General features: G+C 66.4%; 11 protein-coding genes. 5 read left to right on the top strand and 6 right to left on the bottom strand.

What is annotated here, in order from left to right:
- Nucleotides 1–317: 317 nt before the first annotated feature.
- Together VHR41_06825 and VHR41_06830 are read left to right on the top strand one after the other, a co-directional pair.
- Nucleotides 318–659, top strand: a complete 342-nt coding sequence (locus VHR41_06825; protein ID HEX3233892.1) for a hypothetical protein — start codon at nucleotides 318–320, stop codon at nucleotides 657–659.
- A gap of 1,027 nt (nucleotides 660–1,686) precedes the next feature.
- Nucleotides 1,687–3,645: a multicopper oxidase domain-containing protein gene (locus VHR41_06830; protein ID HEX3233893.1), complete on the top strand. Its 1,959-nt coding sequence runs from the start codon at nucleotides 1,687–1,689 to the stop codon at nucleotides 3,643–3,645.
- Nucleotides 3,646–3,691: 46 nt separating this feature from the next.
- Here VHR41_06830 and VHR41_06835 read toward each other — a convergent pair whose 3' ends face one another.
- Both VHR41_06835 and VHR41_06840 read right to left on the bottom strand, forming a co-directional pair.
- Nucleotides 3,692–4,318 (bottom strand): DUF2182 domain-containing protein, encoded by a 627-nt coding sequence (locus VHR41_06835; protein ID HEX3233894.1) that lies wholly within the window; start codon nucleotides 4,316–4,318, stop codon nucleotides 3,692–3,694.
- A gap of 12 nt (nucleotides 4,319–4,330) precedes the next feature.
- Nucleotides 4,331–5,053 (bottom strand): thioredoxin family protein, encoded by a 723-nt coding sequence (locus VHR41_06840; protein HEX3233895.1) that lies wholly within the window; start codon nucleotides 5,051–5,053, stop codon nucleotides 4,331–4,333.
- A gap of 126 nt (nucleotides 5,054–5,179) precedes the next feature.
- Between VHR41_06840 and VHR41_06845 the strand changes: the two genes are divergently transcribed.
- Together VHR41_06845 and VHR41_06850 are read left to right on the top strand one after the other, a co-directional pair.
- Nucleotides 5,180–5,536: a metalloregulator ArsR/SmtB family transcription factor gene (locus VHR41_06845; GenBank protein ID HEX3233896.1), complete on the top strand. Its 357-nt coding sequence runs from the start codon at nucleotides 5,180–5,182 to the stop codon at nucleotides 5,534–5,536.
- Nucleotides 5,533–5,985 carry an SRPBCC domain-containing protein gene (locus VHR41_06850; protein ID HEX3233897.1) on the top strand — a complete coding sequence of 151 codons (453 nt, stop codon included), beginning with the start codon at nucleotides 5,533–5,535 and terminating at the stop codon, nucleotides 5,983–5,985. The genes VHR41_06845 and VHR41_06850 overlap by 4 nt, the downstream gene beginning before the upstream one ends.
- Before the next feature lie 8 nt (nucleotides 5,986–5,993).
- Here VHR41_06850 and VHR41_06855 read toward each other — a convergent pair whose 3' ends face one another.
- The 3 genes from VHR41_06855 to VHR41_06865 form a co-directional block, all read right to left on the bottom strand.
- Entirely contained in the window at nucleotides 5,994–7,379 is a 1,386-nt protein-coding gene (locus VHR41_06855; GenBank protein ID HEX3233898.1) for a permease prefix domain 1-containing protein, read from the bottom strand.
- Entirely contained in the window at nucleotides 7,372–7,746 is a 375-nt protein-coding gene (locus VHR41_06860; GenBank protein HEX3233899.1) for a helix-turn-helix transcriptional regulator, read from the bottom strand. The genes VHR41_06855 and VHR41_06860 overlap by 8 nt, the downstream gene beginning before the upstream one ends.
- Before the next feature lie 160 nt (nucleotides 7,747–7,906).
- Nucleotides 7,907–8,338 carry a YciI family protein gene (locus VHR41_06865; protein ID HEX3233900.1) on the bottom strand — a complete coding sequence of 144 codons (432 nt, stop codon included), beginning with the start codon at nucleotides 8,336–8,338 and terminating at the stop codon, nucleotides 7,907–7,909.
- A gap of 952 nt (nucleotides 8,339–9,290) precedes the next feature.
- On the opposite strand from VHR41_06865, the gene VHR41_06870 reads away from it, so the two are divergent.
- Complete coding sequence (locus VHR41_06870; GenBank protein ID HEX3233901.1) at nucleotides 9,291–9,485, top strand: hypothetical protein; 195 nt, start codon at nucleotides 9,291–9,293, stop codon at nucleotides 9,483–9,485.
- A 257-nt stretch (nucleotides 9,486–9,742) separates the two neighbouring features.
- Here the strand turns inward: VHR41_06870 and VHR41_06875 are convergent, their stop codons facing one another.
- On the bottom strand, nucleotides 9,743–10,327 hold the full coding sequence (locus tag VHR41_06875; protein ID HEX3233902.1) for a dihydrofolate reductase family protein: 585 nt from the start codon (nucleotides 10,325–10,327) through the stop codon (nucleotides 9,743–9,745).
- Between the last annotated feature and the right edge of the window lie 172 nt (nucleotides 10,328–10,499).

A 10,499-nucleotide genomic window follows, 5' to 3' on the forward strand; every position in this document is an offset into this window, starting at 1 on the left:
GCGGAGTCCTGGGCCGGCGTCTGGGAATGGAGCGCGCTCAGCGGCGCGGCCGCGAAAGCCGCCGCCAGTCCACCGGCGGCAAGGAGTGTTCGTGTGAGCATGGCAGCTTCCCTTCCTGTGGCTCGGGCTCGAAGGCTGGTCGGATACCCCCAGACACTACGCCCCGAGCGCTGCGCGGGATGTGAGCCCAGGCACCAGCTACGCGGGAGCCCCGGCACGAGTACTTGGCGCCCCGTCGAGGCCCTTCCGGCCGGTGGGAGCCGGGAGCGACACTGCTCGGGGGTGATCGCGAAGGGGGTGGGCTAATCTCGAAACGAGTGACGACTCACCGCACTGCCCTGCATCCTTGCCCCTGGCGTCCCGAGGCAGCTCGGCCCACGCCGTGTCCCGGACGGGGCAAGGGCGTCTACGTCGGGATCCTGGATACGGGCCTGCTCTATACCTGGCCGCAGTTTTTCCCGGCGGTGCGCATCGCGACCCAGTACGCCACGTCGTTCGTCGGCGGCGGCGCGCGGGGCAGCGAGAATTCCCGTCACGGCTGCAGCTTCGATGACTCGATCACTGCGGCCGGCCTGCTCTACTTCGCGCAGCTCGAGGATGGCCCGCTCGCGAACGCGCCGCCGGTGGTGAATAACAGTTGGGGGCGGCGGCGCACGTGACCGGCACTGTCGGGTTGATGCTGGAGATGGAATCCGGCGCTCACCGAGAGCCAGGCGGAGGCCGCGCTCGAGAGCTCGGCCATACCGCTGGGTGCGGGGTGCCGCTCGGTCATCCTCGTCCCGGGAAGCACGACGACGCAGCAGATCTGCTGGGGCGCCAACGCGACCGGCGCGGGAATGCTCGACGCCCCCGCGGCGGTGGCAGCGACGCCGTAGGGCGCAGGAGATGAAATAAATGCAGGAGATGAACTGAACAGGAAAAGCGCCGCGCCGGATTACCCCGATGCGGCGCTTTCAGTTGGGCGACCGGCCCCAAATCGAGGATCAGCGCAACGCCGTCGCGGCTCCGCCGGAGGAGTCCTGTGGCTGCCCGCTGGCCAGAGAGTCATCGGGCGGCTCTCCCGGCCCATGGACGTGTCCCCGCCGGTGGGAAATAGTGCTCGTCAGTATGCCGGCAGGCAGCGCCGAGTATCCCGAATTGCCCGGAAGCGAAACGGCGGCGGCGGTACGATCGTAGGCACGGCCGGTCGCCCTACCTATCAGGCCAAGAATCGCCACCAGGCACACGCCTATGACCGCGACGATCGTCGCATACTCTACGAGAGCCTGCCCCCGCTGACTGCGGAGGGATGACGGGCGCGCCTCGACCACGGGTCACTCCGGCGGCGTTCGCAAAGCTCGACATGGCTCAAAGGGGGACCTGCAGGACCCACCGGCAAGTTGCAGCTATCGTGCCTTGTGAGTGCAGTGGGTTTGCTTCTGCAGAAGTCGGGGCCCATCCTGGGCTTAGCTGACGCACATCCGGATTCCGTGACCGGTCTCCAGCCTCAGGAGGGGCGCGGATTGCAACTCGACGGTCGTTTCGCCGGCGCACTCATACGCTGGTCGCACACGATCGCTGGACTAGCCGGCGGCTGTCCTACACTCCATCTTGTGAGCACCGCCAGCCGATCAGCCAGCCCCGGCGGACGATTCACGCCATCCCATCGCCCGTGTCCTCGGGCCCCGTCACGCCAGGAGTGCCGCCATGACGAAGTGGCTCGCCTATGCCGCGCTGGTCACTCTTGGCTTCGTCACGGCCGCGTCGTCGCGGCCCCCGGCCGCAGCTCGTATCGCTCCCAACGACAACCGACGATCCGGCGGTACCCTCGAGCACGGTATCCTGACGATCGCGCTCGAGGCGCGATCCGGTTCCTGGCGGCCGGAGGGTGATAGCGGGCGCGCGCTCGACGTCGCGGCCTTCGGCGAAGCGGGAAAGCCACTGTCCACCCCGGGCCCCGTCATCCGCGTCCGCACGGGCACGGAGATCCACGCCACCGTCCGGAACCGGCTCGATCGGCCGCTGACCCTCTATGGTTTCGGCAGGGTTCACGGGCAGGCGGACTCGGTGACCATCCCCGTGGGGGGCACGGCGCGGCTGCGGTTCAAGGCAACCGCCCCGGGCACCTACTACTACTACGCAAAGCGCGGCGTGGCTCCGGCCGGCCTCCGGCTGGTCGAGGACATGCAGCTCCACGGGGTCATTGTCGTCGATCCGCCGAACGCGCCACGCACCCCGGACGACCGCGTTTTCGCGATCTCGTGGTGGTGCGCGGTGGCCCCGGCGAGCCCGTCCGGGTTGAGCCGGTGCACCATGGCCATCAACGGGCTGTCCTGGCCGCACACGGAGCGGCTGGACTATACCCAGGGCGACTCGGTGCACTGGCGGGTGGTCAACTTCACCGAGATCGACCACCCCATGCACCTCCACGGCTTCTACTTCCGGATCGAGTCGAAAGGCAACGGGCTGACGGATTCGCTCTACACCCCCGAACAGCGGCGAATGGGAGTGACCGAGGTCCTGCAGCCATTCGGCACGATGTCGCTATCCTGGGCAGCGGATCGGCCGGGAAACTGGATCTATCATTGCCACTACGCCACGCACCTCTCGAAGCTCGTCGAGCTGGACACCGAAAACGGTGTCCTGGACGCGGACATGCTGAACCATCACATGTCCGACCGTCCGCATCAGATGTTCGGCCTCGTGATGGGGATCAGCATCGCGCCGAAGGGGGCGAGCGTGGTATCGACGGAGACCCCGCGGGCACTGCGTCTCGTCCAGCGCGAGCGGGCGAACGTCTACGGCTCGCAGGCCGGGATGTCGTACGTCCTGGACGGCACACCAGACGGGGCGGATAGCACGGCACTTCCGGTACCGGGGCCGATGCTCCTGCTCGAGCGGGGGAAGCGCGTGGCGGTCACGATCGTCAACCAGTCCATGGAGCCGGCCGCCGTCCACTGGCACGGCATCGAGCTGGAGAGCTATCCCGACGGCGTCCCGGGATGGAGCGGATCCGGGAGGTCGATCCTGCCGGCCATCGCCCCGGGCGACTCGCTTACGGTCCGCTGGACGCCGCCGCGCGCCGGCTCGTTCATGTACCACACGCACTTCAACGAATCGATGCAGATGGGTAGCGGCCTGTACGGTCCGATCATCGTGGTAGATCCCGGAGAGCGGTTCGACCCGGAGACGGACAAGGTCCTGTTCTTCGGCACCGCCGGGTCGGGCACGAATCCGGTCTTCGGCCCCTTCCCGAGGTTCGTAATGAACGGGAAGACGCAGCCCGAAGCCATGAACCTCCAGGCGGGCACCCGATACCGCTTGCGGCTGTTCAATCTCGCGGGCGATTCGCCGCTTCAGGTCTCCCTCCAGTCCGGTGATTCCCCCATCAGTTGGCGCCCGGTGGCAAAGGACGGATATCCGCTGCCGCCCTCGCAGACGGCTCCGCGTGCCGCGGTTCTCGTATTCGACCCGGGCGAGATTTACGACTTCGAGTACACGCCGGCCACCGCGGAGGAGCTGACGCTCAGGTTCGGACCGGTGCCGCCGTCGCCGGCTGCGGCTCCGCAGGCCGCTGGCGCTCCCTCGCCGGCGGATACGCTACCAGCGCCGGGCGCGCCACCCGGACCGCCGCCGACGGTGCGCGTGGCGATTCACGTGCGGTAAGTGCGCCGGACGGTCCGAGGCCGGAGGTCCGGCACTACGACGCTCGTCAGACCCGCGCGATCATCGCTACGCCGACGACCACGATCGCGACGCCCGTCACCCGCGCCACTCGGAACGGGGCTGGCGCCAGCCGCTCGGCGGTAATCGCGAGCGTCACTGCGGTCATGGTGACCGGCTCCATCATCCCCATCGCGAGCAACGCCAGCATCAGGCTGCCGCAGCAGAGGCTGCACCGCACGCCCAGCCTGAGACCATGCCGCCACGCGTCCAGTGCGCCGGGACCGGGTGGAGAGCCGCACCCTGACCTTTGACGGCAGAGCGCCAACTGCCGCGCCTTCCACGAGGTGAGCTGGACGCCGCCCGCCACGAGCAGTGCCACGCCCGCCGCGACCGGCAGCCACTGCGCCACCATCGCCCAGCGCGTCTCGAACGCGCTGACAGCGGCCTGGGCGGCGCAGGCGATGGCACCGCATACGGTCCAGATGATGAAGTAGCCCACACTGACCAGCGCCGTCAGCCCGTGCAGATGGAGCCCTCCCGCGCCGCGCACGGACCGGCGATACCGCGACAACATCGGGATCAGGGATGGCAGCATCATCGGCACCATCATCGCCGTCCACATGCCCAGGAACCAGGCCCAGGCTGCGGACCAGGTCTGCTGCGGCGTGGTCATCCCCGGCATCGGTCAGTCCTCGTACCGATCGTGGCGTCGCACCCAGGACGGACCGCGATCGCCCTCGTCTCGTCCCTTCGGCGTCAGGTCGATGTAGTTGTAGGCACCGTTCAGCAGATCGAGTCCGCGAGAGTAGGTCGAGTAGGTGTGATAGATGTCGCCGTTCTGATCCCTGCAGAACACGCTGATGCCGGGCATGTCCTCGCCCACTCTGGGGCCCGTGCCGTAGTTGTAGTACGCCCTGCCGCTCTTGGCCGCGTCCGGGTCGAACGACGCCTGGAACTCGTAGTTGAAGTCGCCCGCGCCGGCGGAGACCCACTTGAAGCTCCAGCCCATCCGCTTCCTGTACGCCTCGAGCTTCGCGAACGGCGCCCGCGAGATTGCGAGGAAGGTGATATCGCGGTGCGCCAGATGGATGTCGATTCCCTCGAAGTTGTCGGCCCAGAACGAGCAGCCGGGGCACCCTTCGTCCCACGCCGGATTGAACATGAAGTGGTACACGATCAGTTGGCTCCGACCTTCGAACAGCTCGGCCAGCGTCTGCTCGCCGCGCGGGCCACTGAAAATGTACGTCTTGGTGACCTTCTCCCACGGCAGCTCGCGGCGTTCCCGGCTGAGCTCGTCCCGGAGCCGGGTGAATTCCTTCTCCCTGGCCATGAAAGCCACGCGCTCGGTGAGCCACTGCTCGTGCGAGACCACGCGGGGGCTCTGGATAGGGGTGACCTGGGTTGCCATACCGTTCCTCCTTGGGGTTGCGGGACTGGCGCCAGCTCGGCCAGGTCCCTAATGTTCTACCGCCCGGTTGATTATATTATTCAACCGGTCGGTTGAGCACAAGCCCCCCGAACTTCGGCCTGGCCTATGTTGGACTTAGTCTATGACGCTATTGCAGATCCGACCCGTCGCGCGATCCTGGAGATCCTGGCGGAGGGAGATGCCAACGTCGGGAGCCTGGCCGAGCGGTTCCCCATTTCCCTCAATGGAGTCTCCAAGCACGTGAAGGTCCTGGAGCGGGCCGGCCTGGTCCAGCGCACCATCCAGGGCCGAGAGCACCGGCTTCGGCTCAATGCGGAGCCACTCCGCGATGCGTCGCTCTGGCTGGAGCACTACCGCACCTTCTGGGAGAGCCGGCTGGCCGCGTTGGAGGCCTTCCTCGTGAAGCAGGAACGCGGCGCCGGGCCCGACAAGGCAGAACAACCTCCGGAGAACGGTCGATGAGCGTGACGGACGACGCGGAACCGGTGCTGGTGGTCCGGCGGGAGATGGCGGTCCCGCGGGAGCGTGTATTCGAGGCGTGGCTCGATTCGGAAAGCCTGGCGCACTGGATGGCACCGAAGTCGTTCGGCTTCACCCACGCTACGGTCACCGTCGATCCTCGGGTGGGCGGCGGATTCCGGATCGTGATGGAGGGGCGGACGGACGGCGGCGACTACGAGCACCGCGGCGAGTACCTCGCAATCGATCCGCCGTCGTTGCTGTCGTTTACCTGGATTTCCAGGGGGACAGAGTACACGCCGACGGTCGTCACCATCGAGTTTCACGAGCGGGGGACTGGGACCGAGCTGGTTCTCACTCACCGGCGCCTGGCGGCGAAGGCGGTCGAGGGACACCGCGAGGGGTGGACCGGCATTCTGCGCGCGCTCGAGGAGGAGTTGACTCGGGAGTAGCCGCTCCCTCAACCGAACCCGAACACCGGCGGAAAGCCCACGACCACGATCGCGGCCCAGACGGAGTAGGTCGGCAGGTAGGCCGTCTGCCACCGCTCGAGGCTGGCAAACGGTCCGTGGCCCCGCAGAAAGCGGACGTAGAGCACGGTGGACCAGCCCAGATTCCCGAGGAGGACCAGGTTCTCGCCGAGTGCCGCCACTCGATTGGGCGTGAACCCGAGCTCCGAAATGCGCGCCCCGATCGCCGCCAGGGCAAAGGCATCGGCGACGAGTGCGCTCACGAGGAGCAGCACCAGCAGCAGGTCGAAGCCGGCAGGCGGCGCCTCGGGGTCGCGCGCGGAGATGGAATAGAGCAGCAGGCCCAGCACCAGCACGAGCAGCAGGTCGAAGGCGATCAGCGCGTTGCGCTCGATGTCGATCCCGCGGCCGGTCCACACCATCGTGCCAAGAAAGACGAGCAGCGTAAGCGCGAACAGGGGCGTGAAGAGCCGCGTCAATACCGGGGCCATGTTCTCGATCACGCTCTGCTTCGCCTCGACCAGCCAGGAGGCGACGATCACGGCCCCGAGCATCCCGCATGGCACGAGCCAGTCCCGGACCACCGGCTCGGCATTGATCCCGATTGCCTGGAACATCCCCATCGTGAACCCGACGAGAACCCCGCCGCCCAGCGCGATCAGCGCGTAGTAGATGAACAGCTCGCCGGAGAAACGGACGAAGTCCATGCGCCCGGTGCTCTCGCTCCAGCGCCCGCCCGCGTAGGCGATCCCTACGGGCAGCCAGAGCGCGATCGGCAGGTGCAACGCGGTCAACATCTCCGTGTCGCTCCCTGGCTCGAACGGATAGACGTTGGCGAAAACGACCGCGGCCGCGAATGCCAGAGCCAGCCACGCCCATGTGCGCCCGCTCAGCCGCCGCTTCCAGACGAAGTAGCCGGTCAGGAGGGGAAAGACGAACAGACTGAAGTTCCGCAGGTAGAACGGCATGTCCGCCGTGCCCCACTTCAGCCCGAACAGCTCAGGGACCTTGACCGCCAGCGCTGCCACCGTTGCGAGCGCGAAGACGACGATCGTCTCGGTCCGCGCCGAGTCCACCGGCTGATCGCTACCGGTGGACCCGATGACCAGTTGCTTCCACAGCCGCTCCGAGTGCTCGCGCGCGAATTCGTTGGAGATCGCGTCCAGCGCACCCATCCGCTTCACCGCCACCAGGAGAGCCTCGTTCTCCGACAGGCCGGCGGTGCGGAGCGCGGTCACCTCGCCGCGCAGGTGATCTTCCAGCTCCTCCACGTCCACTGCCCGGATCGCCCGGCGTCGGCGAAGATAGCTCCGCCACTGCTCGATCTGCCCCTCGAGCGAGTCGCTGGATCCGAGGTCCGTTGCGGGGTCAGCCATGGGATGCCACCGGCGAGGGCAATGTCCCCATCGAAAGCGACACCGCGGGCCAGACGGTACGCAGTGCGGCGTCCACCGTCTGCCACTGCTGACGCTGCTCCGTGAGCTGCGCTCGACCTCGGGCCGTGAGGTGATAGTACTTGCGCTTTCGGCCTGTCTCGGAGGCGCCCCACTTGCCCTTGATGTGCCCCTGCCGCTCGAGGCGGTGGAGCACCGGGTAGAGCATGCCGTCGGTCCATTGGAGCTTGCCGCCGGACAGCTCACTCACACGCTTGAGGATGGCGTACCCGTAGGAGTCACCCTCGGCCAGGATGGCGAGGACCAGCGGAGAGGCGGTGGCGGCGACGAGATCCTTATTGATGTCCATGGTCTCTTCCGTACGCAGCGGAGCCGAGTACCTTGATCTACAATACATCGTGCCTCTATGTATGGCAAGAGTCCGTGGGCTTCCCCGGTTGCCCGGACAGTGCCTGACGGCAATATGCGCCTCCCCGAATGCGCAATCAAAGCGGCCGCTCAGCCGCGGCTCACTTGCCCCCCTTTGCAGTCTTCTTGCGCAACGCGTCCACCTGCTCCGCGATCGCCGGGCCGAAATCCTCGGACTCCCAGAAGGGACGGATCTCCAGGTCGCTCGGCCCCGGCATCGGGTTCGGGCACCGCTTCGCCCACTCGACCGCCTCGACCATCGAGCGCACCTGCCAGACCCAGAAGCCGGCCACCAGCTCCTTGGTCTCCGCGAACGGGCCGTCGGTCACCGACCGCTCTGTGCCGCTGAAGTGGATCCGTTTCCCGAACTTGCTGGGCCTGAGCCCGTCGCCGGATAGCATGATCCCCGCCTTCACTAATTCCTCGTTGTACTTCCCCATCGCCTCGAACATCTCGGCGGCGCCTTCCATCTCGAGGGGAGTGTTCTCCGCCTCGGACTCCTTCGTCGCCTTCACCATCACCATTACGCGCATATGGCCTCCTTTGGGTGGGGAGCCGAAGCCCGGGGTGGGCTCCGATCGGACTCTACCTGTCTGTCGAACGGAGTGGGGGAAAATCGACAGATCAGTCGAAGAACTCCATCATCGGAAGCCCCATCACCCAGAGCACCGCAGATGCCCGGAACGACCCCGGTACGATCCGCACCCTCGCCACGGGCGCTCAGAGGCATCATGTAAGTGGTAAGCTTGCTGGAGAAGCCCGCCAAGAGCGCCCTCCCCATCCTGCCCATGCTGGAATCAGCCGAGGTCTCCGGAACCGAGTTGACTCGTTTGCTGCTAGGGACGTTGACCCTGGCCGACCAGGAAGATCTCCCGTATGCTCCCCATACCCGGCACACCCCTTCCTGCAGCGAGGCCGTCGGCGTAAAGATGCGGCCGGTAACTTCTTTGCGTGGTGTCTGAATCGGCGTCAGAGACACCCCGGCCCGCTGCGGCCGTGGGAGCGACCGGGGCAGGCAACAGTCCTTCGCAGCTGACACCGATTCGCCCAGGGACTGGGGCGTGCACCTGCGCGGGGTTCGCCCACGAACCGGGTAGAAGACCTCGTCTGCCTCCACACTTCGAGAGACCACATGAGTGCCATGGGACGGATCTGCGAGCGAGACTTCAAGCCGCTTGGTCCTCTTCTGCCCTGGGTTGCTCGTGGACTGCTCGGCTGCGGCAGTGACGCCGACGACCCGGGTCCCACCGGCCCAGGCGAGGGCACGCTCGAAATCATCACGTCCACCACCGGAGTTCCCCTGGATCCGGATGGCTATTTCGTCACGGTGGATTATGACGCGGCTCGGTCGCTGGCGCCGAACGCTGCCGACCCAGCATTGGCCGTACGAGCCCGTATCTACAGGAGGGCGAACTTGCCTGGCCACCCAACGGCACGAGGATCGCCTTCTCGAACCGGGTAACGGATCAGCCCGGGATCCTCGTGATGAATGCGGACGGCAGCGGCGTCACCCGACTGACCGACGACTTCGACTCGGGGGCGGCCTGCTGGATCGCCTATTACATCTACGAGGTGACCCGGACCCAACTCTGGCTCATGAACCCCGACGGAAGCGGGGAAGTGCCATTGACCCCGCCCTGGGCGCTGGGACGCCCGTCCTCGGTGGCGTGGAGACCGTGAAGTGCCTACCAATTGGGAACGTGACCGGCGGGGGGCAGGTGCAGGAGGCGAATCGTCCGTTGCACCGAAGCCCAGCGCGGGGACGATGTTCCCGGGCGGGCTCGGGACTCGAACGCGCGACGGCTTGCTCCGGAATCGCTCGAGGCAAGCGAGTGGGGACGCGACCGGGTATGTCAGACCTGTGACTGCAGACCGAGCGGCTGGAGAGAAGGCGAGAAATTTGCCGTCCCGTCACCATTCAGGCCATCGCAGCATCTTCAGCGGCGAATTCCATCCGGCGAGTCGCGAGATTCAGCAGGAACGTAACGCAGCCTGATCACATCCTCGCCAATCCGATCATTCGCCATAAGGCGGAGCGGCGGCCGAGGTCCGGCGAAATATGGCTTGCCGTGACCGAGCACGACGGGGTGCAGGTAGATTCGATACTCGTCGATCAGGCCAAGTCCGGTGAGGCTTTTCGCCAGCTCCGGGCCGGCAATTTCGATCTCCCCGTCGCGCTCGGCCTTCAGCTGGCGCATCGCTCCCTCGAGATCACCCTCGACCAGGCTGGCGTTAGGGCCGACCGACTTCAACGAGCGCGAGACGACCCATTTCGGCTGTTTCCGCCACGCCGTCGCGAAGGCGAGTTCATCTGTATCCCATTCAGGATGATCGTCGTCCCAGTAACGCATGACCTCATACATTTTGCGACCGTACACACTGCCCGCCTGCCCCCGAGCCTCCTCGATGAAGTGGCGGAAGAGCGTGGGGCTTGGCGCAAACGCCAGATGATCGACGTAGCCGTCCAGGGACTGGTTCATTCCGAACACGAGCTTAGCCATGCCCACCAGCTCTCCTTCCATGCCACATCGAGAGACTCGGGATGCTGCGGACACTCCGCCTCATGGGTTGGCACATACCACGGCACCAAAACGAAAATCAGCGGGCTGGCTTACGAATGTAAGCGCGCCCACTGACTTAAGTTGCCCCTCCTGGGCTCGAACCAGGACTCTCCTGATCCAGAGTCCTCCGGCC

This window comes from Gemmatimonadales bacterium (assembly GCA_036265815.1).
In the GTDB taxonomy this organism is placed as follows: domain Bacteria; phylum Gemmatimonadota; class Gemmatimonadetes; order Gemmatimonadales; family GWC2-71-9; genus CAVVWJ01.